This is a genomic window from Sphingorhabdus sp. (assembly GCF_040079335.1).
GTDB lineage: Bacteria > Pseudomonadota > Alphaproteobacteria > Sphingomonadales > Sphingomonadaceae > Sphingorhabdus_B.
The window spans coordinates 35,977-59,615 of record NZ_JBEBKL010000009.1 but is presented as its reverse complement, the minus strand read 5'-3'; the positions used below and the strand labels follow the sequence as shown (position 1 = coordinate 59,615).

General features: G+C 60.6%; 26 protein-coding genes. 10 read left to right on the top strand and 16 right to left on the bottom strand.

Annotated features, from left to right (window positions below; genetic code table 11):
* The first annotated feature begins 44 nt into the window (after positions 1-44).
* Positions 45-425: an STAS/SEC14 domain-containing protein gene (locus ABL922_RS04640; RefSeq protein WP_349023038.1), complete on the top strand. Its 381-nt coding sequence runs from the start codon at positions 45-47 to the stop codon at positions 423-425.
* On the opposite strand, the gene ABL922_RS04635 is transcribed toward ABL922_RS04640, so the two are convergent.
* The 9 genes from ABL922_RS04635 to tsaD all read right to left on the bottom strand — a co-directional run bounded on the left by ABL922_RS04635 (position 422) and on the right by tsaD (position 10,225).
* On the bottom strand, positions 422-706 hold the full coding sequence (locus ABL922_RS04635; protein ID WP_349023037.1) for an addiction module antidote protein: 285 nt from the start codon (positions 704-706) through the stop codon (positions 422-424). The genes ABL922_RS04640 and ABL922_RS04635 overlap by 4 nt on opposite strands.
* Positions 687-1,052: a type II toxin-antitoxin system RelE/ParE family toxin gene (locus ABL922_RS04630; protein WP_349023036.1), complete on the bottom strand. Its 366-nt coding sequence runs from the start codon at positions 1,050-1,052 to the stop codon at positions 687-689. Before ABL922_RS04630 ends, ABL922_RS04635 begins: the two co-directional genes overlap by 20 nt.
* On the bottom strand, positions 1,049-1,606 hold the full coding sequence (locus tag ABL922_RS04625) for a hypothetical protein (protein WP_349023035.1): 558 nt from the start codon (positions 1,604-1,606) through the stop codon (positions 1,049-1,051). Before ABL922_RS04625 ends, ABL922_RS04630 begins: the two co-directional genes overlap by 4 nt.
* 62 nt (positions 1,607-1,668) lie before the next feature.
* On the bottom strand, positions 1,669-3,855 hold the full coding sequence (uvrB, locus tag ABL922_RS04620; RefSeq protein WP_349023034.1) for an excinuclease ABC subunit UvrB: 2,187 nt from the start codon (positions 3,853-3,855) through the stop codon (positions 1,669-1,671).
* Positions 3,856-3,979: 124 nt separating this feature from the next.
* Positions 3,980-5,032 carry a cytochrome c peroxidase gene (locus ABL922_RS04615; RefSeq protein WP_349023033.1) on the bottom strand — a complete coding sequence of 351 codons (1,053 nt, stop codon included), beginning with the start codon at positions 5,030-5,032 and terminating at the stop codon, positions 3,980-3,982.
* A 199-nt stretch (positions 5,033-5,231) separates the two neighbouring features.
* A complete protein-coding gene (locus ABL922_RS04610; protein ID WP_349023032.1) occupies positions 5,232-6,563 on the bottom strand; it encodes an acyltransferase in 1,332 nt (443 codons plus the stop codon).
* Positions 6,564-6,566: 3 nt separating this feature from the next.
* Entirely contained in the window at positions 6,567-8,039 is a 1,473-nt protein-coding gene (locus ABL922_RS04605; RefSeq protein WP_349023031.1) for an oligosaccharide flippase family protein, read from the bottom strand.
* Between the two features lie 168 nt (positions 8,040-8,207).
* A complete protein-coding gene (locus ABL922_RS04600) occupies positions 8,208-9,194 on the bottom strand; it encodes an NAD(P)H-dependent glycerol-3-phosphate dehydrogenase (protein WP_349023030.1) in 987 nt (328 codons plus the stop codon).
* The gene (gene tsaD, locus ABL922_RS04595; RefSeq protein ID WP_349023029.1) at positions 9,191-10,225 is read right to left on the bottom strand and encodes a tRNA (adenosine(37)-N6)-threonylcarbamoyltransferase complex transferase subunit TsaD; all 1,035 of its coding nucleotides are present in this window, start codon (positions 10,223-10,225) and stop codon (positions 9,191-9,193) included. The genes ABL922_RS04600 and tsaD overlap by 4 nt, the downstream gene beginning before the upstream one ends.
* A gap of 41 nt (positions 10,226-10,266) precedes the next feature.
* On the opposite strand from tsaD, the gene hemC reads away from it, so the two are divergent.
* The 4 genes from hemC to ABL922_RS04575 all read left to right on the top strand — a co-directional run bounded on the left by hemC (position 10,267) and on the right by ABL922_RS04575 (position 13,480).
* On the top strand, positions 10,267-11,196 hold the full coding sequence (hemC, locus tag ABL922_RS04590; RefSeq protein ID WP_349023028.1) for a hydroxymethylbilane synthase: 930 nt from the start codon (positions 10,267-10,269) through the stop codon (positions 11,194-11,196).
* Positions 11,193-11,882 (top strand): uroporphyrinogen-III synthase, encoded by a 690-nt coding sequence (locus ABL922_RS04585; RefSeq protein ID WP_349023027.1) that lies wholly within the window; start codon positions 11,193-11,195, stop codon positions 11,880-11,882. The genes hemC and ABL922_RS04585 overlap by 4 nt, the downstream gene beginning before the upstream one ends.
* Positions 11,883-11,901: 19 nt before the next feature.
* Positions 11,902-12,693, top strand: a complete 792-nt coding sequence (locus tag ABL922_RS04580) for a hypothetical protein (RefSeq protein ID WP_349023026.1) — start codon at positions 11,902-11,904, stop codon at positions 12,691-12,693.
* Positions 12,694-12,766: 73 nt separating this feature from the next.
* Positions 12,767-13,480 carry an alpha/beta hydrolase gene (locus tag ABL922_RS04575; protein WP_349023025.1) on the top strand — a complete coding sequence of 238 codons (714 nt, stop codon included), beginning with the start codon at positions 12,767-12,769 and terminating at the stop codon, positions 13,478-13,480.
* Here ABL922_RS04575 and ABL922_RS04570 read toward each other — a convergent pair whose 3' ends face one another.
* The 3 genes from ABL922_RS04570 to ABL922_RS04560 form a co-directional block, all read right to left on the bottom strand.
* A complete protein-coding gene (locus ABL922_RS04570; protein WP_349023024.1) occupies positions 13,481-14,464 on the bottom strand; it encodes a glycerophosphodiester phosphodiesterase in 984 nt (327 codons plus the stop codon). It lies immediately after the preceding gene.
* 77 nt (positions 14,465-14,541) lie between these two features.
* The gene (locus ABL922_RS04565; protein WP_349023023.1) at positions 14,542-15,354 is read right to left on the bottom strand and encodes a kinase; all 813 of its coding nucleotides are present in this window, start codon (positions 15,352-15,354) and stop codon (positions 14,542-14,544) included.
* Entirely contained in the window at positions 15,351-15,701 is a 351-nt protein-coding gene (locus ABL922_RS04560) for an arsenate reductase (protein ID WP_349023022.1), read from the bottom strand. Before ABL922_RS04560 ends, ABL922_RS04565 begins: the two co-directional genes overlap by 4 nt.
* A gap of 55 nt (positions 15,702-15,756) precedes the next feature.
* On the opposite strand from ABL922_RS04560, the gene ABL922_RS04555 reads away from it, so the two are divergent.
* Positions 15,757-16,140, top strand: a complete 384-nt coding sequence (locus ABL922_RS04555; RefSeq protein WP_349023021.1) for a DUF1330 domain-containing protein — start codon at positions 15,757-15,759, stop codon at positions 16,138-16,140.
* Positions 16,141-16,184: 44 nt separating this feature from the next.
* Positions 16,185-16,679, top strand: coding sequence for an asparaginase domain-containing protein (locus tag ABL922_RS04550; RefSeq protein WP_349023020.1), 495 nt, complete (start codon positions 16,185-16,187; stop codon positions 16,677-16,679).
* Between the two features lie 15 nt (positions 16,680-16,694).
* On the opposite strand, the gene ABL922_RS04545 is transcribed toward ABL922_RS04550, so the two are convergent.
* Together ABL922_RS04545 and guaA are read right to left on the bottom strand one after the other, a co-directional pair.
* Complete coding sequence (locus ABL922_RS04545) at positions 16,695-17,486, bottom strand: alpha/beta hydrolase (protein WP_349023019.1); 792 nt, start codon at positions 17,484-17,486, stop codon at positions 16,695-16,697.
* Positions 17,487-17,533: 47 nt separating this feature from the next.
* Positions 17,534-19,105, bottom strand: coding sequence for a glutamine-hydrolyzing GMP synthase (gene guaA, locus ABL922_RS04540; protein WP_349023018.1), 1,572 nt, complete (start codon positions 19,103-19,105; stop codon positions 17,534-17,536).
* Positions 19,106-19,192: 87 nt separating this feature from the next.
* Between guaA and ABL922_RS04535 the strand changes: the two genes are divergently transcribed.
* Positions 19,193-19,573, top strand: coding sequence for a DUF4345 family protein (locus tag ABL922_RS04535; protein WP_349023017.1), 381 nt, complete (start codon positions 19,193-19,195; stop codon positions 19,571-19,573).
* Here ABL922_RS04535 and gloB read toward each other — a convergent pair.
* Both gloB and ABL922_RS04525 read right to left on the bottom strand, forming a co-directional pair.
* Positions 19,570-20,295, bottom strand: coding sequence for a hydroxyacylglutathione hydrolase (gene gloB / locus ABL922_RS04530; RefSeq protein ID WP_349023016.1), 726 nt, complete (start codon positions 20,293-20,295; stop codon positions 19,570-19,572). The genes ABL922_RS04535 and gloB overlap by 4 nt on opposite strands.
* Position 20,296: 1 nt before the next feature.
* Entirely contained in the window at positions 20,297-20,734 is a 438-nt protein-coding gene (locus tag ABL922_RS04525) for a VOC family protein (RefSeq protein ID WP_349023015.1), read from the bottom strand.
* Positions 20,735-20,879: 145 nt separating this feature from the next.
* Here ABL922_RS04525 and ABL922_RS04520 point away from each other — a divergent pair, with 145 nt between their 5' ends.
* Together ABL922_RS04520 and ggt are read left to right on the top strand one after the other, a co-directional pair.
* Positions 20,880-21,629, top strand: a complete 750-nt coding sequence (locus ABL922_RS04520) for an SIMPL domain-containing protein (protein WP_349023050.1) — start codon at positions 20,880-20,882, stop codon at positions 21,627-21,629.
* A gap of 72 nt (positions 21,630-21,701) precedes the next feature.
* Positions 21,702-23,486, top strand: coding sequence for a gamma-glutamyltransferase (gene ggt / locus ABL922_RS04515; protein WP_349023014.1), 1,785 nt, complete (start codon positions 21,702-21,704; stop codon positions 23,484-23,486).
* Positions 23,487-23,639: the final 153 nt, after the last annotated feature.

Below are 23,639 nucleotides of genomic sequence, written 5' to 3'. Positions count from 1 at the left end.
CAGCTGCGAGTCCATCCTGCACGCAATCAGGAAAGGACATTGCGATGCTCAAGGTCGATACAGACGCCAAAGCCGGTTATCTCGAACTCACCGTCGATGGAGTGATCCACAAGGCCGACTATGAAGCCGCGGTCGCAGCGGTCGATGAATTGCTCAAGACGCACGAGCAGCTGAACGTGGTCGAGGTCGTCCGCGATATCGGCTGGGTGGATGCGCAGGTGTGGTGGAAAGACCTGCTCTTCCACCTGTCGCACCGCAACTTCATCCACCGCGCCGCCGTGGTCAGCGACAATGGCTGGATCGGCCCGATGACGCGTATGTTCGCGCCCTTCTATCCGGCAGCCATCCGCACCTTCGGGCTCGACCAACTGGAATATGCCCGCACCTGGGCGCGGGTAGGCGATGTGGGGAAGGCGGCGGATTAGGCGGCGCGTTTTTGGATGGTCAACTCAAGGCCAAGCGCACTTAGAACCGCCATTAGCGTTTCCAGCGTTGGGTTGCCGTTCTCCGAAAGTGCCGTGTAAAGCGCCTGTCGGCCAAGGCCGGACTTCTTGGCGATTTCGGTCATGCCCTTGGAACGGGCGACGACACCGAGCGCGCCTGCTATGTGCTTTGGATCGTTGCCTTCCATCGCCGCTTCAAGAAAATAGAAGATATCTTCCTCGGTTTCGAGGTGCCGGGCCGGATCAAAGGGACGAAGCTCCACCGCCACTGTCTATCTCCGCTTTGAGCTCACGAGCGAGAAGTATGTCTCGCTTCTGGGTTCGCTTATCGCCTCCACAGAGAAGAATGACCAGCTCATTTCCACGCTGGCTGAAATAGACGCGGTAGCCCGGTCCATAATCAATCCGCATTTCGGAAACTCCACCGCCAACACTTTTCACATCTCCAAAATTGCCATTCGATGCCCGGTACAGACGCTCAACGATTTTCGCCGATGCCCTCCGATCACGCAAAGTAGGCAACCAAGCGGCAAACTCTGTCGTTTGCATCACTTGATATGCCTGTCCTTCATATAGGACATTTGGAGATTTGTCAATGTTGGTGGTCATCCGACGCATCCCGCATATTCAAGAGTCGGAATAGAACCTGCCGGCAGACGATCCATTTGCAGGGCCCATTTGTAATACGCAGAAAAAGAGTCCGCCGCCTCCTTTGGCCATTCATTCGGGTGCGTCGTTAAATCCGAGGCTATCCGAGAAAAGATTTGAACGGCCAATTCACGCATGTTGATTGTTAAAACCAGAACGGCATTCGGATCAAAAACGCCAAGCTGCCATTCACCATCTCGCATACTGAAATGCTGGCTTTGAGTTCCGTCCAAATCGAGATGCAGAAAGCCACGGTAAAATCCGTAATTTCTGACGAATTGCGCGCAACGTCGCTCGGGAATTCCAGCCAATCGCATTTGCGCGAAACCAGCCAAATCGAAAATTTCTTTCAATCGATAATATCTATGAAACCGGGTGCCACGGTCAGTTTGCCAAATTTCATTCCGATCCAACCAATTATTGAGTCGTGCTGTTGGGACGCCCACCACTCGCGCAGCAGTTGCACGACTGAACGGTATTGACTCAGCCTGGCCAATCAGATCGTTTTCACTCATTCTGAAGTTAAATCATCAAAATGATTATTTGTCAAGCCTGCTACTGCGAGGCCACTGATAGCCTACCGCCCAAACTTCCGCTGCGTCTTGCCGTACCGCAGTTTCCGCGTCCCCGGCTTGCCTTCCTGCGCGCGCCCTCTTGGAGCCGCCACGCGTTGTTCGTGGGGTAGGCCAAGTTCCTCGGCCTCCAGCGCGCGGATTTCGTCGCGCAACCGCCCGGCTTCCTCGAACTCCAGGTCGGCGGCGGCGGCGCGCATTTTCTTCTCCAGTTCCTCGATATACGCCCGCAGATTGTGGCCGACGAGGTTGTTGGCACCCTCTGCATCGATCTCCACCAAGACTCCATCGCGCGACGCGGTGTCGGCGACGATATTGTGGATGTCGCGTTTGATGCTTTCGGGCGTGATGCCATGTTCGAGATTATAGGCGTGTTGCTTTTCGCGCCGTCGATCGGTCTCGCGCATCGCGCGTTCCATGCTGCCGGTGACGCGGTCGGCGTAGAGGATCACGCGGCCATCGACATTGCGCGCCGCCCGCCCGATCGTCTGGATCAGCGAAGTCTCCGACCGTAAAAACCCTTCCTTGTCGGCATCGAGTATCGCCACCAGCCCGCATTCGGGAATGTCGAGCCCCTCGCGCAGCAGGTTGATGCCGACCAGCACATCATAAACCCCCAGCCGCAAATCGCGGATTAGCTCGATTCGTTCGAGCGTCTCCACGTCTGAGTGCATATAGCGCACGCGCAGCCCCGCCTCGTGCATGAACTCGGTCAAATCCTCCGCCATCCGCTTGGTCAGCGTGGTGACGAGGGTGCGGTATCCGGCCTCGGCGGTCTTGCGGCATTCGTTGATGCAATCCTGCACCTGATCCTCGACCGGCTTGATCTCGACCGGCGGGTCGATCAGGCCGGTGGGGCGGATCACCTGTTCGGCAAAGACACCGCCGGTCTGCTCCATCTCCCACGCGCCCGGGGTTGCCGAGACGAACACCGTCTGCGGCCGCATCGCCTCCCACTCGTTAAAGCGCAACGGCCGGTTGTCGATGCAAGACGGCAGGCGAAAGCCATATTCGGCGAGGGTCAGTTTGCGCCGATGGTCCCCGCGCGACATGCCGTTGACCTGCCCTATGGTCTGGTGGCTTTCATCGACAAAGAGCAAAGCATTGTCGGGGAGATATTCGAACAAGGTCGGCGGCGGCTCGCCGGGCAGACGGCCGGTCAGGAAGCGCGAATAATTCTCGATGCCTGCGCAACTGCCGGTCGCTGCGATCATCTCCAGATCGAAATTGGTGCGCTGCTCAAGCCGCTGCGCCTCAAGCAACTTGCCCTCCGCAACCAGCTCCTCCAGCCGGTGGACGAGCTCGAATTTGATCGCCTCGGTCGCCTGCTTCATCGTTGGCCCGGGCGTGACATAGTGGCTGTTGGCATAGACGCGCACGCTGTTGAGCTTCACCCCGGTCTTGCCCGTCAGCGGATCGAATTCGGCAATCTCCTCCACCTCGTCACCAAAGAAGCTGATGCGCCACGCCATATCCTCAAGGTGGCTGGGGAAGAGTTCCAGATTGTCACCGCGCACGCGGAAATTACCACGCGCAAAGGCGGCGTCGTTGCGCTTATATTGGAGCGCGACCAGCTTGCGGATCAGCTCGCGCTGGTCAACGCTTTCGCCCTTTTTCAGGTCAAAGATCATCGCCGAATAGGTTTCGACCGAGCCGATACCATAGAGGCACGAGACCGAGGCGACGATCAGCACATCGTCGCGTTCGAGCAAGGAGCGGGTGGCCGAGTGGCGCATCCGGTCTATCGCCTCGTTTACGCTCGATTCCTTCTCGATATAGGTGTCGCTGCGCGGCACATAGGCCTCTGGCTGGTAATAGTCATAGTAACTGACGAAATATTCGACCGCATTGTCGGGGAAGAAGCTTTTGAATTCGCCATAAAGCTGCGCCGCGAGGATCTTGTTGGGCGCGAGCACCAAGGCGGGGCGTTGCAACGCCTCCACCACCTTTGCCATCGTAAAGGTCTTGCCCGAACCGGTGACGCCGAGCAGCACCTGATTTTTCTCGCCGGTCAGCGCGGTTTCGACGAGCTCTTTGATCGCCGTCGGCTGATCGCCCGCGGGTTCATATTCGGATTGCAAGACAAACGGCTTCCCCCCCTCCACCTTGGGCGGCCGTTCGGGCCGGTGGGGGATGAAACTGCCGTCGGTCTCGGGCTCCTCGAGGCCGCGGCGGATGATGAGTTCAGCCATGTTCGCTATATGTGCTGGTTTTGGGGTGGGGGCAAGCCGAAGCTGACTTTCGACGGAACCTCCCACTAGTTTTTAAACTACCAACACGCCAATACTCGCCACATCTTCGGCGGGGCGCCATATCTTATTTGTCGGGCGCGGGAGATTTGGCATCGCTCGCTGGCAATTTCGGAACCGTAACTTTGGGCTGATCGCCGGTGAGCGAACCCAAAAAGGCAGCAATCTGATCTATTTCCGTCGCACTAAGCGTCTGACCCATTTGGACTTTCGCCATAACGTCGATCGTTTTTTTGAGATCTGGCTCTGATCCAGTGTGAAAATAAGGTGCGGTCAATTCTATGTTGCGCAGGGTCGGCACCTTGAAGAAATAGTCCTCCGCTGCGTTACCGGTGACGCCGCCCCGACCTTTGTCATTCACTGGTCGATAAATTGGGCCGGGATCTCCGGTAACACCAAATTTCTGATACATTGTCCCACCGAGATTGGTACCGCCGTGGCAAGCAGCGCAGCCCTTATCGATAAACAAGGAAAGCCCCGCCTTTTGCGACCCGTCCAGTGCCGTCGCTTCGCCCCGAAGATATTTGTCAAACGGCGCGTTGGGTGTAGTCAACGTTGCCTCAAAAGCGGCGATGGCGATTTGCGCATTTTGCAGCGTCACAGGCTCTTTCTGGCCCGGGAAGGCAGCGGCAAACAAAGTCGTATAGCCAGGCAACGCAAGCAATTGTTCGGTCACATGGGCCTTGGGCGACGCCATTTCTACCGGATTAACCAGCGGCCCTCCGGCTTGCTCGATCAAATCCTTCGCTCGCCCGTCCCAGAACTGCGTAAAATTGAAAACCGCGTTGAGAACGGTGGGCGAGTTTCTGCCTCCGCGCGCACCGTGGAAGCCGGCCGAGAAAGGAGAATTGTCCGCGCCGGCAAGCCCCGGATTGTGGCACGAAGCGCAACTGATCGAATGGGTTGCAGACAAGCGTGGTTCGAAGAACAATGTCTTGCCCAGTTCGACCAACTCGGGCGTGGAAACCACGCCGTCGATTTTCGGCGTATTCAACGGGATCACTTTAAACAGGTCCCGGGCCTTCAGGATCAAAGGGTCGCTTGTCTGCGCCAGTTCGGGTTCGACTTGCGACCCTTCGCCATCACTCGACCCGCCATTGCCTGAGCAGGCAACTGTCAATAATAAGACGGCGGCGGAGGCGGCATATAGGGAAAGGCGCGTTTTCTGTCGCATCGGAACAGCACTCCTCGAGTCGAGTTAGCAGATACGAGTAAGACTAGAACGGCTTAGTCAGTTCGCTAGAAAAATCGCATACGCAATTGCTTACATGGAGGATTATGGCGGTTTGACGCAGGAAAATCAGAGCGCTTCCGTGCGTTCAAACTCCGCTTACCCGTTTCGACAAATCCCTTACCGGGCCAAAGCCGATCAGTGCCGCCCCCACAAAGGGCAGCGCCACGACCCACAGCCTTACGCCCGTCACACCCTCGGGGCTTGCGATGCTGATCGCGGCGGTGAAGGCCAATCCTGCGCAGGTCAGGATCAGGCCGGTGACCAGCCGCCAATGCGGCACGGGGGCTTCGCGTTCGGGCATGCCGCGCGCTGCCTCAAACCGGGCGAAGAGCGCGATCAGGGGGAGCAGCATTGCGATGTACAGCGCAAACCAGACCGGGCGGGCGAGCCACCAGCCGCCGCTGCCGGGCGCGCTGTGCAGACCGATGCCACCCAGCAGCCACGCCGCAACCATCACAAAGACAAAGGCGGTCAGGTGCCAGAGATAGACCGTCATGATCATGCCATTGAGGAGGACGGTCGCGGTCCACAGCGCCATATTATCCAGCATCCGCCGCCCGGCCTTTTCCAGCGCCAGCGCCAGCCCCGCCTGCGCGACGCCCAGCGCGAACAGCGCGAGCGTGGGCGGCATGGAGTTGCTGAGCTCGCTGCCCGGAACGCCAATCATCGCCACCGGATAGGGACCGAAATAGACGAGCATTTCGAGCGCAATTGCGCCGAACACCGCCCAGACCCAGGGATTGCGGATGCGCCCCGCGCCCCAGGCATAGCCCAGCTGGTGCACACCCAGCCAGACGAAGAGGAAGTTGGCGAAATTGATATAGGGTACTTCGAAATGGATGCTCAGCACGTCAACGGCAATCGCGCCCGCGACAAAGCCCCAGAAAGAGCCGAGGCCGAAACGCTGCCACAGGCTCCAGGTCAGCGGCACCAGTGCAGAGACCATCAGATAGACCGAGAGGAACCACACCGGCACCAGCGCCAGTTGCGCCGCCATTTTCACAATCCCGCGCTCCACGCCCAGCGCGGTGCCAAAGGCGGCAAACAGCGTCCAGATCAGGAACAGCGGCAGGACGGGATTGATCAGCCGCTGCACCCTGCTGCCGAACCAGTCGGCATAATGGCCATTTTTGCGGCGGGTCGCGGCCCAGCTCATCCCGTTAGAAAAACCGCCGACGAGGAAGAAGAGCGGCATCACCTGGAATCCCCAGGTCAGCCATTGTGTCCAGGGGATGATGCCGAGCAGATGCCCGCCGACGACCGCGCCGTCCTGCATATAGGGGGCTGCCACCAGCCAGTGGCCGACCACGACAGCCATGATGGACAGCGCACGCAGGAAATCGACATAGCGGTTGCGCTCGGGCGGGGCTTTCTCCGCCATATCGCGCGCGCGGCTCCACAGGGTCTTCTTCGTCATAGCCTACCTTTTGAACAAGACGCGGTCTTCGGGGCCGAAACCCCAGCGCCAGATCACCCACAGATACACGCCCAAAATCGCCGGGATGCCGAGCGCGAGTTCGGCCCATTCGGGCAGTCGAGTGACGCCGATGCCGATCAGGATCGCGGTGGCGATGGCGGGGAGCAAGGTCCAGCGCCAGATGCTCAAAGGCTCGCCCAGCAGCTTTGCCAGCAAGATCGCCTTGGCGACCGAGGCGAAGCCCAAAGCGAGCATCAACGCGGCGGCAACTGCGGCGGCCTGCGCCAACCCGCGATATTCGGGCTTCAACGGCAGCATCGGCACCATCTCTATCAGGATCAGGCTGAGCACGACCTGCAGCGCCAACATCGCCAGCGACAATATGAGGTTGCGGTGCCGCGCCATATAGACCAGTGCGCTTTCGCTAACCACGGCTGTGGCGGCAGCTACCTCTGCCGCGAGCAGGAAGGCCATCGCTGCCGTCCCGCCGACAAATTCGGGCCCGACCAGCCCCATCACCGCCTCACCCGGGATGCCGAGCGCGAGCGCGATGCCTACCTGCGCGGCGATGATCCAGAAACCGACCTGGCCGACTTGGCGTGCAATCTCCCCATAATTTTTCGCCTGCAAATTGCGGGTGATGACGGGGCCGAGGATCGGATCGAAACTCGATTTCAGTTTCTGCGGCAGGCTCGCGACCTGTTGCGCGATATAATAGATGCCGACGACAGCAGGGCTGGCAAACAGGCCAAGGATCGCGAGATCGAGCCTGCGGCTGCCCCATTCGGCGGCATCGGCAGCCGCGAGCGGCAGGTTGCGGCGCGCGAGACGATAGAGCTCAACCGGGCGGGGTCGCCAGCCCTGCGGTGTCCCATAGCTGCGCCACAGGGGCCACAAGGCGGTGAGCATCGCGGCAAGGATCGAAGCGACATAGGACAGGATCAGGCCGTCGCGCGCCGAATAGAAGAAGAGCGCGCCCGCCGCGATGCTGATCATCCACGGCTCTACAATGGCGCGCGCGCGCACCGTCGAGGCGACGTCGAAGCGATAGGCAAGTGCCGCGAGCGCAATATCGGTCCAGACAATCGCGAAAATCGTCAGCGGCAAATAGCGATCGAGCCCGTTCAGCGGGCTGTTGGGGAACATCAGTTGCGGCAGCGCGATCAGCACAGCAGCCCCCAGCGCCGAGGCGAAGGTCGCGACCAGTATCGCATCGCCAACAACATGGGTGTCGGGTCGGTCCTGCTTCGACAAGGCCTCGGCCAGCCCGCGCCGCAGACCGAGCGTCGCCAGCTGTGCCACAAATTCGACGATTAATATCGCATAGGCAAAGCGCCCCAGCACCTCTGGCCCGTAGAGCCGCCCGGCGATGAACAGGAAGGGCAAGCGCGCGAGCAGCCGCAGGACAAAGCCGAACACATTGGTCCGCCCGCCCTTGGCAAGCGCCTTCAGATCGGCTTCGTTTTGATCGGGCACGGTTGCCGTCAAACACCCCTCCGTTTGCGGAAACTGCAGTCTATGTTTGACCGTAGCCCTGAGCCTGTCGAAGGGCGGCTCACTGGACGCGCCACAGCTGAAAAGCGTCCTTCGACAGGCTCAGGACTACGGTGTGAAACTGGATGGTAGGGCAATGGCGCCGCCTTGTCACCTTTCGGACTTTAGCGGGCGCGACAGCAGCGCTTCGACGACCTGCCCAACGCTCGCACTGCCATCGAGAAGCGCGCAGACCGCCGCGACGATCGGCATCTCAACGCCCAGCGCCTGCGCGGATTCAAGAAGGACGGGTGCAGTGAAAGCCCCCTCTGCCACGGTGCGCCGGTCGGCCATCAGTTCGGCGGCAGCCTTACCTTGCCCCAGCCCACGACCAAGCGAGAAATTGCGGCTGTTTTCGGAAGAGCAGGTCAGCACCAGATCGCCCAGCCCCGACAGCCCGGCGAGCGTTTCCGCCTGTGCGCCGCGCGCCAGACCATATCGCTGCATCTCGGCAAAACCGCGCGCGATCAGTGCCGCACGGGCATTCAGCCCAAGCCCCGCGCCGTCGACCACACCGCAACCGATGGCGAGCACATTTTTAACCGCGCCGCCAATCTCCGCCCCGACGACATCGTCAGACCAATAGGGCCGGAAGGCGGGCGTTGCGACCAGCCGCATCAGCACCTTGCCCAGCACCTCGCTTTCACAAGCCAGCGTGATCGCGGTCGGCTTCCCCGCCGCCACCTCATGCGCGAAAGTGGGGCCGGAGAGCACCGCGAGCGGATTGTAGGGCCGCAATTCGGCAACGATTTCGGAGACCAGCATTTGCGTGCCCGCCTCGATGCCTTTCGAGCAGAGCAGCAGCGGCGCATCGGTTTCGGGTAGGCGTTCGAGCGATTTGCGCAAATGCTGCGCCGGCGTCACCAGCAGCAGCGCCGAACAGCCCGCCATGTCGGCAAGATCGCCAGTGGCGCGGACTGTCGATGGCAATGCGAGATCGGGGAGGTAGAGCGGATTGCCCTTCCCCGCATTCACCGCTGCGACCACCTCGGGCTCGAGCGCCCAGAGCAGCACCTGTTCATGATTCTGCGCCATCACGCTGGCAAGCGCGGTGCCCCATGCGCCTGCGCCGATGATGCCGATCGGTTGCCCAGTCATGCCTTCACTCCTGCGCCGCGCACGGCCTCTGCATCCGGATCAAGCGGCCAGCGCGGGCGCGCGGCGACGTCGAGCGGATCGGTCAGTCCAGCGGCAAAGCGTTCCGCCCCCGCCCAGGCGATCATCGCGCCATTGTCGGTGCACAGCCAGTGCGGAGGTGCGACGAAGCGCATGCCGTATCGCTCGGCCACGCGTTGCAGCATCGCGCGGATCGCATCATTGGCGGCCACCCCGCCTGCCACCACCAGCGCACCCAGCGGATCGATCCGCGACAGGCTGTATTCGAGCCGGTCTTCCAGACAATCGACCGCTGCCTGCTGGAAAGAGGCGGCAATATCTTCGGGCTTGTGCGTCCCTGCCTCATGCGCGCGCAGAACCGCACTTTTGAGGCCAGCAAAGCTGAAATGCGGCTCGTCGGCACCCTTTAAAGGCCTTGGCAACGGGACGGCCTTCGCATCGCCCAGCTTGGCGGCCTTCTCAACCGCAGGACCGCCGGGAAAGCCGAGGCCCAAAATCTTGGCGCTCTTGTCAAACGCCTCGCCCACCGCATCATCGATGGTGGTCGCCAGCCGGTCGTAATCGCCGACGGCGTTGACCCGCAGCAACTGGCAATGCCCGCCCGAAACGAGGAGCAGCAAATAGGGAAACTCCAAATCAGGATCGATCAGCCGCGGCGACAGCGCGTGGCCTTCGAGGTGGTTGACCGCAATCAGCGGTTTATTCGCCGCCATCGCCAGCGCCTTGGCGGTCACCAGCCCTACCATAACCCCGCCAATCAGCCCCGGCCCGGCGGTCGCGGCAATCGCGTCGACATCGTTCAGCGTTATCCCCGCATCGGCGAGCGCGGTTTCGACCAGAGGCATCATCAGTTCGGCATGTGCACGCGCAGCAATCTCGGGCACGACGCCGCCAAAAGCGCGGTGATGATCCTCCTGCCCCGCCAGCGCATGGCTTAATATCGTGCGGTCCGAACGCACCAAAGCGGCTGCGGTTTCATCGCAACTCGATTCAAGGCCCAAAATCACTGCCATCGGCTTCCCCTTAGGGATATGCCCCGCTATGGACAAGCCGCATGACCTTGGCCCTTACCTCTCCGCTCCGCATCGGCACCCGTTCTTCTCCGCTCGCTCTGGCGCAAGCGGAGATGACCAAGGCGGCGCTGCTGGCGGCGCATGGCTGGAATGAAGCGGCAGTTGTCCTCGTTCCTATGCTGTCGAGCGGGGACAAGATTCAGGACCGGCCGCTCGCCGAAATCGGCGGCAAGGCGTTGTGGACCAAGGAGCTGGAGCGCGCCTTGCTAACCCATGAAATCGACATCGCGGTGCATTCGATGAAAGATGTCGAAACCGTCCGTGCCAGCATATTCGGGATTGTAGCCATGCTTCCGCGCGCCGATGTCCGCGACCGGTTGATCGGTGCGGAGAGCATCGCGGCGCTCGCGCAAGGTGCCAAAGTCGGCACCTCCAGCCCACGTCGCGCGGCACAGCTCAAAGCCCTGCGTCCAGACATCACAACCGAGAGCATCAGGGGTAATGTCGCAACACGGCTGTCCAAGGTTGAGAACGGCGATTTCGACGCGACTTTGCTGGCCGCAGCAGGGCTCGCCCGATTGGGCCAAGGCAATATCGGAACCGCCATCGAGATGACCGAAATGCTGCCTGCCGCGTCACAAGGCGCGATCGGCATCGATTGCCTTGTCGAGCGTACCGAAATTGCGGCACTGATGGCGCCGATAAACCACCAAGAGACTTTCGACTGCGTGATGGCTGAGCGTGCTTTTCTTGAGGCACTGGGCGGCACCTGTCATTCGCCGGTCGCGGCTCAGGCTGTCTGGCAGGGTGACATACTGACGCTCAAGGGCGAGATCCTTCGTGACGACGGCAGTGAGCGACAGCAGGCGGCAATCGCTTGCAAACCGGGCGATCATTTGGCGCCCGCGATGCTCGCCCGCCAACTCCTTGACGCGGCTTCGCCCGAATTGCGGGCGCTGTTCGAAGGATGAAGCTGCTCATCATCCGCCCGCAACCGGGCAATGATGCCAGCGCCAAGCGGGCACGAGAGGCCGGATTTGAACCTCTGCAGTTGCCGTTTTTCGAAGTGCGGGCGCGTGGTTGGGACGCCCCCGACCCATCGTATTTCGATGCACTGCTTATCACCAGCGCCAACGCCGTGCGCCATGCCGGGGGCGGACTGGACGTATATGAAGCCTTGCCAGTGCACGCAGTCGGTCGAAACAGCGCCGATGCGGTTGCGGCCAAGGGCCAGACATTGGCGTCGACTGGAACGAAAGGGGTCGTTGGTGCGCTGCAATTGGCAAGCGCTGCTGGCCATCATCGGCTGCTATGGCTGACAGGCGAGGATCACACGCGTTTCGAAGAGCCCGAAAGCCTTCGGGTGGAAACGCGGATCGTTTATGCTGCCGAACCGGCCAAACTTCCTTCGGATGCGCGGGCGATCGTCGCCAGTGCGGATATGGTCGCTCTGCATTCCGCTCGCGGCGCGCAGAAGTTTGCCGAATTCGTGGACGCCCAGCGCCTTTCACGCACTAATCTCCGGCTGGCTGCGTTTTCGGAAGCCATTGCCGCCGCGGCAGGCTCGGGCTGGCAAGCCATAGCCATTGCCCACCACCCCAGCGACGAAGCGCTGTTGTCGGCAGCGCGTGCGCTTGGTAAGCAGGCGCGCATATAAAGGTCGCAGGGGAAATATATTGAACTGGAGAGCAGCTGTAGCGCTTTCGATATTGGCGTTTGTCGGCGGCGGGCTGGCAATCAGCTGGCTTTCCTCGTCTGGCCTTGCGCCATGGGATGTGACACCGCTGTCCGGGTCTGACGCGCGAGTTGCGGCATTGCCCGAACCTGCGGCTCCGCCGACCAATCCGATGCTGGCATCTCCCGTCACACCCCAGATCCTTCAACCCATTGCCGATTCCGCGCGTACCGAAGCAATGCTGGTGGCGATGGCGGTACGCCGGGCGATTAATGCAGGCGCTCCGCTGGGCGACCTCGACCTGCGGATCGAAACCGCCTTCGGGCAAAGCCAGCCGCAGGCTTTGGCGCGAATCAAGGCTGCCGAGAAAGAGGGCATGACGCCCGTGAAGCTGGCGGCCGAATTTGATTCGATCGCCCCCCAATTGTCGCGCGAACCGGAAATGTCTTGGTCGCGCTTCCGACAGGAAATCCTGACGATGTTTGTTTTGCATACATCGGATGCGCCACCGCCCACAGCCGACGCGCAATTGCAGCGAGCTCGCGATCTTGTTCTAACCGGAAATGTCGAATCCGCCATCCGCCTGGTCGCGGCGATGCCGGGTGCCGCGAATGCGCGGGACTGGCTAGCCAAGGCGCGGCGTTATGTCGAAACGCAACGCGCGCTCGACAGCCTGGAAAATGCGGCGCTTTCGATGCCGATGGTCGCGCAGCAGCCGGTCGTCGCGCCTGCGCCCTTTGAATCGGCACCGGAGGAAAACCCGGCGGCGACGCTGCCTGTCCCCGAAAGCTGACCGCTGATCGAATTTTGCCTGTGGGTAATGTCATAAATCTTTCATAAATCTGCGGTGGGCTTAAACCGTCGCCATGGCGACAACCCCGCTCTCGATTCTTGCCGCGCACGAAGCACGTGCAACGCCCCCGGCCTTGCCGCTGCTGGCGCGCGAGGTTGCAGGCTTCGCCTATACGCGTATCCGGGCCACCTTTGCGGCGCCAGTTCCACTGGATGTCATAGGCCGGGGCAAGAATGTTTTCGTCATTCCCGGTTTTCTGGCATCTGACCGCACCACGGCCCGCCTGCGCCGTTCACTCGATCAGGCTGGGTTTCGCGCGCATGGTTGGGGCCTTGGGCGCAATGGCGGGGTTTCCCCCGATCTGTTCGAAAAGATCGACCTGCAGTTTGATCGCAACGAAATCGATTGCCCGGCAACTTTGGTCGGTTGGAGCCTGGGTGGCGTGATCGCGCGCGAATATGCCAAGCGGTCGCCGCACCGTGTGTCGCGCGTCATCACGCTGGGCAGTCCCTTTTCAGCCCATCCGCGCGCCAATAATGCCTGGCGGGTCTATGAATTTGTGGCGGGTCACAAGGTCGACAATCCACCCGTCGAAGCCGTTCTGCACGAAAAGCCGCCTGTGCCCACCTTCGCCTTCTGGTCGGCGCGCGATGGTGTTGTAGCGCCCGAGGCAGCACGTGGACGGATAGGCGAAACCGACCATGCAACCGAGCTCGAATGTTCGCACATGGCTTTTATCGCCGATCCCGATTCTATCCGCGCCATTGCACGCGCAATAGTCGCCTGATTATCGGGCGGCGGACACCGCTTCGCTGACATTGTCGCTAAAGAAGCCGTCGATCCCGGTCGCCAGAAACACCTTTATCTCCGCCACCAGATCGCCATGCCCCGCAGGATTCAGCCCACTTCGCTGGCCCAGCGGCAGGAAATAATTTTCGCGCCGGAAGGTCCAGATATGGACATCGAGCCCCACGGCATGCGCATCCGCCACCAGCGACGTCGGCTCGCCGAGATTGCCAAGCATCGTTCGCGGAATGACCATCGCCTTTTCGACGCCAATACCATCGGCGTAAGTTGCGATAGCCTTCAACCCGTCGGGCGAGGCCATGGCCGCGTATTTGGTTGCGGGGTTGTCCGCCGGTCCATCGTCTTTCGACATGAGCTGGATGAGGCGCAGCTTCGTCTTGCCGCGAAGCGCCTTCAGATTGCCAACCTCAAAACTCTGAATGAACAGCGGGTTGTCCTTTTGCGAATAGCCATGCTTTTCGAGCATCGACAGCAAGGGCGCCTCATGCGGCAATCCGATAGAAGCGAAATAACTGGGATGCTTGGTTTCAGGATAGATGCCGATGCGCCTACCGGTCTCTTTTTCCTTGGCTTTGGCAAGCAGGATTATCTCTTCAAAGGTCGGGATTTCGAACTGACCGTCAAAGGCCATATTGGCCTTGCGCAGCATCGGCAGCCGTTCCTTTGCGCGCAGCGTCTTGAGCTCGGCGAGCGTGAAATCCTCGGTGAACCAGCCGGTCATTTTCTGGCCATCGATGGTCTTCGTCGCCTTGCGGTCGGCAAATTCGGGTTTGTCGGCAACATCGGTGGTTTCCGAAATCTCGTTCTCGTGCCGCGCGACGAGCACGCCGTCCTTGGTCAGCACCAGATCGGGCTCGATATAGTCCGTCCCCTGCTCGATAGCCAAAGTGTAGCTGGCGATCGTATGCTCGGGCCGTTCGCCGCTGGCCCCTCTATGGGCGATGATGATCGGGTCCTTGGCCATGGCCGATTTTCCTTCATGGGCTGTACCGATGTTACAGGCTGACAAGGCCAAAGCGATACAAGATAGCAGTTTGATTTTCACGCAAGCACCGAAACCGAAACAGGGGAGCGCGCTTCATCCAACTGGATTGTTACATCCGCGCGACCGGGCATCGCTTCCATGATCCAGCGCGTCAGCCGTTCATAATGGGCGATGAAGCGGGCGACCTGTTCGTCGGTCATCGCAGCGGCGGCGCGTTGCGCACCATCCACTGCCTGATATCCATGCTCCTGCTCACAGCGCCATTTATGAACGACCTCGAACGAGAACGGACGCAGATAGGCCAGCCGGTCGATGCAGGCGAATAGGTCAGCCGTTTCTCCTGCGAGATGTGTGTTCCAATATTCGCGCCAGATCCCGTCCGGATCATCGTCGCGTTCGAGATCGTTGACCGGTTGCGCGAGCAGGTCGGCAGGCACTGGCACGGCGCCAACGCACCAGCCTTCGAACAGCAGCAGGTCGCACGGCCCTTCGAGCAGCGGCCAATCGCGCGACGACAGCGGTTCGTCCGCGCGCTTGTCGAAACGGGGAAGCATCACGGATCGACCCGCTTTAACCGCGTCGAGGGTCGCGATGCCAATCGCGGTATCGTGCGTCCCCGGCGGCCCGCGCGTTGCAAACAGCCGATGCACCTGCTCCGCCAGCCCTGCACGCACCGTCCGCCCGAGATAGAGATCGTCGAGCGACAAGGTGCCAACTCGCAACCCCTGCCCCGTAAAATGCTCGGCCAATTGCGCGCAAGCGGTCGATTTGCCCGAAGCCTGCGTACCGCACAACCCGACGATCAACGGCGTGCCCGGGGTCAGCCAACCCCCAATCTGTCCGGCAAGCGCGGTCGCAATCGGGTTCATGCCCCGAACGCCGCCTCCCATTCGGGCGCCTTGAACCCGACCAGCAGCCCGCCCGGATATTCGAGAACCGGGCGTTTGATCATGCTCGGCTGTTCGAGCATCAGCGCAATCGCCTTGGCCTCATCGAGGTTCGCTTTCGCGTCATCGGGCAGTTTCTTGAAGGTCGTGCCAGCCCGGTTGAGGATCGTTTCCCACCCGTTCGCCGCACACCAGCTCTTCAGTTTGCCGGCATCTGCTCCGGCCTTTTTGTAATCGTGAAAGGCATAGGCAATTCCCTTACCGTCCAGCCAGACGCGCGCCTTTTTCACCGTGTCGCAATTGGGTATGCCGTAAAATGTGATGCTCATTTGTTCGTCCTTGCTATCATCTGCTGCTCTAGCGGATGGATAAGGGGAGGCAAGTATGAGGGTGCATATAGGTTGGGCTTTGGCGCTGGCAGCGCTGGCAGCGGCAGGTGGTTATGCTGCCGCAAAACCGGCCAAAACGCCCAAAGGCTATATCGTCGCCGAAGTGCAGGTGACCGATGCGGAAAGCTATAAGGCCTATGTTCCTGGCGCCGGGGCGGCCGTTGCCAAATATGGCGGCAAATATCTGGCGCGCGGCGGACGGGTCGAGCAACTCGAAGGCCCACCGCCCGCCGGACGCTTCGTGATTGTCGAATATCCAAGCTTTGAGGCGGCGCGCGCCTTTTACCATTCGGCGGAGTATCAGGCGATCGCCCCGATCAGGCAAAAGGCATCGATCTCGCGCTTCTGGATCGCCGAGGGCTTGCCTGCCTCTAAATAGGCTTCGGCTTTTCCTGCGGCGCGCCATGGTCTATGCGCCCTGCCATGACAAACCAAGGCATCCTCATCCTCACCACCGGTGGAACGATCGACAAAAATTATTTCGATGCGCTGTCGGAATATCAGATAGTCGACAGTGGCATTCCGGCGCTGCTCAAAGAGGCGCGCGTTGCCATGCCCTATCGGCTGGTTGAGCTGATGCGCAAGGATAGCCTCGAACTCACCGACGCCGACCGCGCCCTGATCGCCAGCGCTGCGCGCGAAGCCCCCGAAACTCACATCGTCGTCACCCACGGCACCGACACGATGACCGAAACCGCCAAAGTGCTCGCGGCGCAAGTCCCCGGTAAAACCATCGTCCTCACCGGCGCGCTCAGCCCGGCCCGCTTCGCCGAGACCGATGCGAACTTCAACCTCGGTATGGCCTTTGCGACGGCGCAAGTTGCGGCGCCGGGAGTGTGGATCGCGATGAGCGGGCAGGTGTTTGACGGGCTGAAGGTCAGGAAGGATCGCGAAGCGGGGAAGTTTGTAGCGGTTTAGACCAGCGGCAGCCTGTCACTGGCTGCAGTTTTTGTCCTTCACCATCGCAACGGCATTGCGCCTGGCAAAGTCAGCAACGGCAAAGCTGTTCATGTCATTGTGCCCACCTTCGTTCAGCGTCAGCTTGCATTTGCGCGACCGGACTGCGGCAAATAATTGTTCGCCCATCGCAAATGGAATCAGCTCATCCTTTCGTGAGTGAATCCACCCAATGGGCACCTTGATCCTGCTTATACGCGACAGGCTGTCGAACCGATCCTTCAGCAAAAATTCTGCCGGAATGAAGGGCATCTGGATGGCCGCCATTTCGACGATGCTGGTATAGGGCGATTGGAGCACCAATCCCGCCGAGGGCCGTTTTTCTGCCAGCAACACGGCTACTCCAGTTCCCATCGACTGGCCCAGAATGACTATATTCTGCGCTTTATAGCCCTGCCCGATCAACCAGTCATAATTCGCCAGCGCCGTTTTGAAAAAGGCAGCCTCGCTCGGTTCGCCGCCATTGCCGCCATAGCCCGGATAGCCAACGGTCAGCAGGCCAAAATCTTTTCCGGCAATGTCCGCATAATGGCCGGCCCTATCGGCAAGCGCACCGCCATTGCCATGGAAGGCAATGATGATTGGTTCATTGGGATCAGCCGGCGGTCGCCACCAACTGACAAGGCGCGCTTCCGGGATGGTGATCGCTATTTCCTGAAAGTCATCCAGACCTGCTTGTGCAGGCGTGTAGCGTTTGGTGTCTGGATGATAGAGGAAACTTCTTTGGTTAAAGTAAGCCACAGCCACAACTGCGATGTACAAGATCATGGCCGCGCCGATTAAGCGCAGCAGGAATCGCAGCCTGGGTCTTCCTGCTACTCCCACTCGATCGTCCCAGGTGGCTTTGACGTATAGTCATACACCACGCGGTTGATGCCCTTCACCTCGTTGATGATCCGCGTTGCGACGCGGCTCAAAAAGGCGGCGTCGAAGGGGTAGATGTCGGCGGTCATGCCGTCGACCGAGTTGACCGCACGCAGCGCGCAGACACTGTCATAGGTGCGGTAATCGCCCATCACGCCGACGGTCCGAACGGGGAGGAGCACGGCGAATGCCTGCCAGATCGCATCATATAATCCGGCGTTGCGGATTTCCTCCAGATAGACCGCGTCGGCCTTGCGCAATATGTCACACCGTTCCTTGGTGACTTCGCCGGGGATGCGGATGGCGAGGCCGGGGCCGGGGAAGGGGTGGCGGCCGACAAACTGGTCGTTCAGGCCCAATTCGCGGCCCAATGCCCGCACCTCGTCCTTGAAGAGTTCGCGCAGCGGCTCGACCAGTTGCATGTTCATGCGTTCGGGCAGGCCGCCGACATTGTGGTGGCTCTTGATCGTCACCGAAGGCCCGCCGGTGAAGCTGACGCTTTCGATCACATCCGGATAGAGCGTGCCTTGGGCCAGGAAATCGGCGCCGCCAATCTTCTTCGCCTCTTCCTCAAAGACGTTGATGAATTCAGCGCCGATGAACTTGCGCTTCTTTTCAGGGTCGGTGACACCTGCAAGCCCCGCCATGAAACGTTCCTCGGCATCGACGACGACGAGCGGGATATTGTAATGATCGCGGAACAGGCTTTCGACCTGTTCGCGTTCGTTAAGGCGCAGCAGGCCATGGTCGACGAAGACGCAGGTCAACTGGTCGCCAATCGCCTCATGGATCAGGATCGCGGCGACCGAGCTGTCGACCCCACCCGAAAGCCCGCAAATCACACGCCCCGAACCCACCTGTTCACGGATTTCGGCAATCTTGGTGGCGCGGAATTCGGCCATTGTCCAGTCGCCCGTAAGCCCGCAGACCTTGTGCACGAAATTGGCGATCAGCTTTGCCCCGTCTGGGGTGTGTGCCACCTCTGGGTGGAACTGGGTGCCATAATAGCGGCGTTCGTCATCGGCGATCAGAGCGAAGGGTGCGCCGTCCGAGGTTGCGACAATGCGGAAGCCGGGAGCAAAGCGCGTCACCTTGTCGCCATGGCTCATCCACACCTGATGCCGCTCACCGACCTGCCAGAGGCCGTCGAACAATATGCATTCCTCGGTCACCGTCAGGAAAGCACGACCGAATTCGCCGCCTTCTCCCGTCTCATGCCCGGGTCGCACTTCGCCACCCAATTGGTGGCTCATTACCTGCTGGCCATAGCATATGCCGAGGATCGGAAGGCCTGAATCAAAAAGACATTGCGGCGCGCGCGGGCTGCCATCTTCGGGCACCGATGCGGGTGAGCCGGACAGGATGATGCCCTTGGGCTTCATCCGCTCAAACGCAGCCTCGGCGGCGTTATAGGGGGCGATTTCGCTATACACCCCCGCTTCGCGCACGCGTCGGGCAATGAGCTGGGTAACTTGGCTACCGAAATCGACGATAAGGATGGAATCTGAAGGCTGGATGGTCATGGCTGGCCGTTAGTGAGGAAGCGCGTTCCTGTCCAGTTGCCAGTCGCGAAAATGCCCGATATGCCTGACATCGAGAGGGGAAAAATTATGAAATTGGTGTTGCGCATATTGGTTGGCCTGTGGGGCCTCGGCTTTGGTTTGCTCGCGGTGCAGGGGATTATCGATCCCAAGGTCTTTACTTCACAGTTCGGAATCGAAGCACCGGGCGCCTCGATCAACAGCGTGCGCAGCGATTTCGGGGCCTTCTTCCTTGTGTCGGCAGTCTGCGCCTTATGGGCTGCATGGAAACCCGAAAAGGCAAAGTTACTCTATGTGCCCGCCGCACTTTACGGCACCGCGTTGGTCGGGCGCCTGATTGGCCTCGGCCTTGGCGACCCGCCTTCCGCCGCCAACAATCAGGCGATGATTATCGAGGGCGTGAGTGTGCTGCTGATGCTGTTTGCGGCGCGCCGATTGGGTTCAGCCTAAGCCGCATCCTTGGCCGCACGTCGCGCGGCCAATTCATCGACTGACGTCGCCCGCATGAACGGGTTGGTTGCCCGCTCTAGGGCGATGGTGGTCGGCACGGTCGGCTCGCCCCGCTCGCGCGCCGCGTTGACCGCATCCATCCGCGCGACCAGCGCCGGATTGTCGGGCTCGACCGTCAATGCGAAGCGGCCGTTCGACTGGGTATATTCATGCGCGCAATAGATGCTTGTCTCGTCCCCCAATGCCTCCAGCTTGCGCATGTTCGAATACATCTGCGCCGCCGTGCCTTCGAACAATCGCCCACAGCCCATCGCGAACAGGGTGTCGCCAACAAAGGCGGCCTGCTCGGTCGGGAAATGGAAGGCGATATGGCCTGCGGTGTGTGCAGGGACATCGATGACCTGCGCCTCGACAGCGCCGAGCTTTGCAACGTCGCCCTCCTTAACCTTCCGGTCGAGCGTCGGAATGCGTTCGCTTTCCGCCTCGGGCCCAATGATCCTGCACCCCGTCGCTTCTTTGATCGCCGCATTGCCACCGGTGTGGTCGGGATGCCAGTGGGTGTTCCAAATCTGCGTGATGGTCCATCCGCGCTGGTTTGCCTCGGCCAGCACCGGCTCTGCCACAGCCGGATCGACCACCATCGTCTCGCCGGATTCGGCTTCATGCACCAGCCAGACATAATTGTCGGAGAGGACAGGGATTCGGACGATTTCCAGCGCCATTTTACCAACTCCCCACATTGGGCATGCTCGCCCAGGGCTCCTGCGGTGGCAAATGCCCTTCCTGCAGCAACTCAACCGAAATCCCGTCGGGCGATTTCACAAAGGCCATATGGCCGTCGCGCGGCGGGCGGTGGATGATGTGACCGGCATCCAACAATGCCTGACAAGTCGCGTAGATATCATCGACGCGGTAAGCCAGATGCCCGAAATTGCGGCCTCCGCCATAGACCTCGGCTTCGCCATCCTCGGGTGGCCAATTATAGGTCAGTTCGACCTCGGCGAGCCCTTCCTGCCCCGGTGCGGCGAGGAAGATCAGCGTGAAACGCCCCGCCTCGCTGTCAAAGCGGCGCACCTCTTGAAGGCCGATCAGTTCGAAAAAGGCGATCGTCGCCTGTGGGTCGGTCACGCGGATCATGCTGTGCAGATATTTGGTGGTCATTGCTCAACTCATCGATATTAAGGCACGGTTCATCGCAGCCACCTTATCCGGCGAGCTGCGCTGGGTCGGCGTGAACATGGACCGGCAAGGCAACCGACGCAAGGGGCGGACAGGTGCCACGGCTCATCATTTCGGGATGGGTAAGATGACAGACGAATATGCAAATAAGGGCTGGCTGGGCAAATTGACCGCCAATCAGGGCAAGGCTTGGCTCGCGGGCACCGGGCTGCTTGCAGCCGGACTGGTCGGCGGCGGCTATCTGATGGGCGACGGGTTGGTTCGCATGAAGCAGGCTGACCGCGCGGTGACCGTGCGCGGGCTTGCCGAGCGCGAGGTGACTGCGGACTTGGCCACGTGGACGATCAGCTATTCGGCCAAGGCCGGCGACCTGCAAAGCGCGCAAGCCAAGGCCGACGCCGATACCAAGGCGATCCGTGCCTTTTTCGGATCGGTTGGCTTCGATGGCGATGCGGTGCAACCCACCGGCGCCAATGTATCGCAATATAGCAACGAAGGCATCACGACCTACACCGTCAAACAGCGCATGTCGCTGCGCACCACCGACATCAAGAAAGCCGAAGCCGCGATCAAGCGCCAGTTCGACCTCGTCAAACAGGGTGTCGAGTTGGAGGAAGGATCGGGCATGGCCTTTACCTACACCAAGCTCAACGCCATCAAGCCCGAGATGATTGCGCAGGCGACCAAGGATGCCCGCAAGTCGGCCGAGCAATTTGCCAAGGACAGCGGCACCGATGTCGGCAGCATCAAATCTGCAACCCAGGGCTATTTCGAAGTCACCGCGCGCGATGGCGACAGCGAAGGCGGCTGGGGTGCGTCGGACACGCCCTACAAAAAGGTGCGAGTGGTAACGACGGTCGAATATTATCTCGATTGATACGGGGATAGACCTGCTTGTAACCCGGCAGGTGCGGCGGTAACGCATCGATGTTCAAAAAAGGGAAGAGAGATGCGTTACACCCCGCTATTGGCAGCGCTGCTGATCACCACACCACTCGCCGCACAGACCACGCCAAAGGATCAGGGCGACCGTTATTCAGGAGTTCCCGGTGCCAGCCGCTCGTCGGTCATCACGCAGAACGGGATGGCGGCGACCAGCCAGCCGCTGGCGACGCAGGTTGCGCTCGATATATTGAAAGCGGGCGGCAGCGCGGTCGATGCGGCGATTGCCGCCAATGCCACACTCGGCCTGGTCGAGCCGACTGGCAATGGCATCGGCGGAGACTTGTTCGCAATCATCTGGGATCCGAAGACGCAGAAGCTGCACGGCCTGAATGCCAGCGGCCGCGCGCCGAAGGGTCAAAGCCTGAAGCAGATGCAGGAGCGTACTAAAAAGGCGCCACGCTCCGCCCGCGATGTCGACGGCACAATCGCCGATTGGGGTGCTGCATCGGTGACCATACCCGGCGCGGTCGATGGCTGGTTTGAGATGCACGGGAAATTCGGCAAGCTGCCGATGCGGCAAGTGCTTGCGCCCAGCATCCGTTACGCCCAGCAGGGTTTTCCTGTCAGCGAACTCATCGCCCAATATTGGAAGAGCAATACAGCCGGCTTCGAGGCGCTGCACAAGGAAGGCGTGATCGAGGAAATCGACAATATGCGCCGCACCTATATGCCTGGTGGCAAGGCCCCGGCCGAAGGGGAAATCTTCAAGAACCCAGACCTTGCGCTGACACTGATCGAGATTGCCGAAGGCGGGCGCGATGCCTTTTACAAGGGCTCGCTCGCGCAATCGATGGACCGCTATTTCAAGCGCATCGGCGCACCGCATCGTTATGCAGATTTCGCCACGCACAAGAGCGAATGGGTAGAGCCGGTCTCGACCAACTATCGCGGCTATGATGTCTGGGAAATCCCGCCCAACGGGCAAGGCATAGCTGCGCTGCAGATACTCAACGTCCTCGAAGGCTATGATCTGAAAGCGATGGGACGCGGCAGTGCCGATTTCTGGCACGTCTTTATCGAGGCGAAAAAGCGCGCCTTTGCCGACCGCGCCAAATATTATGCCGACCCGGCCTTTGCCAAAATCCCGCTGAAGGAATTGCTGTCAAAGGAACGCGCCGCGAAACAGCGCGCCGATATCGATATGGGCAAGGCAGCCCTCGCCGATCCAGCGCCGCCAGTCGACGGCGGCAATGACACCATCTACATGACCGTCGCCGACAAGGACGGGATGATGGTCAGCCTGATCCAGTCCAATTATCGCGGCATGGGTTCGGGGCTGGTAGCCGACGATGGAAATGGCCGCACATTGGGCTTCATGTTCCAGGATCGCGGCGCGCAGTTCAGCCTCGATCCCAAACATGCCAATGCCTATGCACCGGGCAAGCGCCCTTTTCACACGATCATCCCCGCCTTCATGACCAAAGACGGCAAGCCGCTCTTGTCGTTCGGAGTGATGGGCGGCGCGATGCAGCCGCAGGGGCATGCGCAGATCGTGGTCAACATGGTCGATTTCGGAATGACTGTGCAGGCGGCAGGCGATGTCGCGCGTTTCCACCATGACGGATCAACCGATCCCGAAGGCGGCAAGGCGATGACCGAGGGCGGCGTGGTCGAGATCGAAACCGGGGTGTCGAAAGCTATCGCCGACGAACTGGCGAAGCGCGGGCATAAGGTGAAATATTCGGTCGGCCCCTATGGCGGCTATCAGGCGATCTGGCGCGATCCGGTGACTGGTGCCTATTGGGGCGCGAGCGAATTCCGGAAGGATGGGCAGGCTGCCGGGTATTGAGACTTACCTTGCTGCCGCGCCACGCGGAGAGCCGGGGTCAGTTTTTAGCTAGAAGAAAGAAGGAAAGAAGAAACAAGGCGCGTAGCGCGATTCATCTGCGATAGGCGTAATATCGTACGCAAGGATCGGTTGAAGGGCCAAGCCCTTCTTTCT

What these genes read in the sequence shown, in the direction of transcription:
- tsaD (WP_349023029.1), bottom strand. Translation starts at nt 10,225, where the DNA reads ATGGCAGTGATTTTGGGCCTTGAATCGAGTTGCGATGAAACCGCAGCC.
- ABL922_RS04585 (WP_349023027.1), top strand. Translation starts at nt 11,193, where the DNA reads ATGAAGCTGCTCATCATCCGCCCGCAACCGGGCAATGATGCCAGCGCC.
- ABL922_RS04575 (WP_349023025.1), top strand. Translation starts at nt 12,767, where the DNA reads ATGGCGACAACCCCGCTCTCGATTCTTGCCGCGCACGAAGCACGTGCA.
- ABL922_RS04625 (WP_349023035.1), bottom strand. Translation starts at nt 1,606, where the DNA reads ATGAGTGAAAACGATCTGATTGGCCAGGCTGAGTCAATACCGTTCAGT.
- ABL922_RS04525 (WP_349023015.1), bottom strand. Translation starts at nt 20,734, where the DNA reads ATGACCACCAAATATCTGCACAGCATGATCCGCGTGACCGACCCACAG.
- ABL922_RS04520 (WP_349023050.1), top strand. Translation starts at nt 20,880, where the DNA reads ATGACAGACGAATATGCAAATAAGGGCTGGCTGGGCAAATTGACCGCC.
- guaA (WP_349023018.1), bottom strand. Translation starts at nt 19,105, where the DNA reads ATGACCATCCAGCCTTCAGATTCCATCCTTATCGTCGATTTCGGTAGC.
- uvrB (WP_349023034.1), bottom strand. Translation starts at nt 3,855, where the DNA reads ATGGCTGAACTCATCATCCGCCGCGGCCTCGAGGAGCCCGAGACCGAC.
- ABL922_RS04545 (WP_349023019.1), bottom strand. Translation starts at nt 17,486, where the DNA reads ATGATCTTGTACATCGCAGTTGTGGCTGTGGCTTACTTTAACCAAAGA.
- ggt (WP_349023014.1), top strand. Translation starts at nt 21,702, where the DNA reads ATGCGTTACACCCCGCTATTGGCAGCGCTGCTGATCACCACACCACTC.
- ABL922_RS04600 (WP_349023030.1), bottom strand. Translation starts at nt 9,194, where the DNA reads ATGACTGGGCAACCGATCGGCATCATCGGCGCAGGCGCATGGGGCACC.
- ABL922_RS04550 (WP_349023020.1), top strand. Translation starts at nt 16,185, where the DNA reads ATGACAAACCAAGGCATCCTCATCCTCACCACCGGTGGAACGATCGAC.
- gloB (WP_349023016.1), bottom strand. Translation starts at nt 20,295, where the DNA reads ATGGCGCTGGAAATCGTCCGAATCCCTGTCCTCTCCGACAATTATGTC.
- hemC (WP_349023028.1), top strand. Translation starts at nt 10,267, where the DNA reads ATGACCTTGGCCCTTACCTCTCCGCTCCGCATCGGCACCCGTTCTTCT.
- ABL922_RS04555 (WP_349023021.1), top strand. Translation starts at nt 15,757, where the DNA reads ATGAGGGTGCATATAGGTTGGGCTTTGGCGCTGGCAGCGCTGGCAGCG.
- ABL922_RS04630 (WP_349023036.1), bottom strand. Translation starts at nt 1,052, where the DNA reads ATGACCACCAACATTGACAAATCTCCAAATGTCCTATATGAAGGACAG.
- ABL922_RS04570 (WP_349023024.1), bottom strand. Translation starts at nt 14,464, where the DNA reads ATGGCCAAGGACCCGATCATCATCGCCCATAGAGGGGCCAGCGGCGAA.
- ABL922_RS04535 (WP_349023017.1), top strand. Translation starts at nt 19,193, where the DNA reads ATGAAATTGGTGTTGCGCATATTGGTTGGCCTGTGGGGCCTCGGCTTT.
- ABL922_RS04610 (WP_349023032.1), bottom strand. Translation starts at nt 6,563, where the DNA reads ATGACGAAGAAGACCCTGTGGAGCCGCGCGCGCGATATGGCGGAGAAA.
- ABL922_RS04560 (WP_349023022.1), bottom strand. Translation starts at nt 15,701, where the DNA reads ATGAGCATCACATTTTACGGCATACCCAATTGCGACACGGTGAAAAAG.
- ABL922_RS04640 (WP_349023038.1), top strand. Translation starts at nt 45, where the DNA reads ATGCTCAAGGTCGATACAGACGCCAAAGCCGGTTATCTCGAACTCACC.
- ABL922_RS04565 (WP_349023023.1), bottom strand. Translation starts at nt 15,354, where the DNA reads ATGAACCCGATTGCGACCGCGCTTGCCGGACAGATTGGGGGTTGGCTG.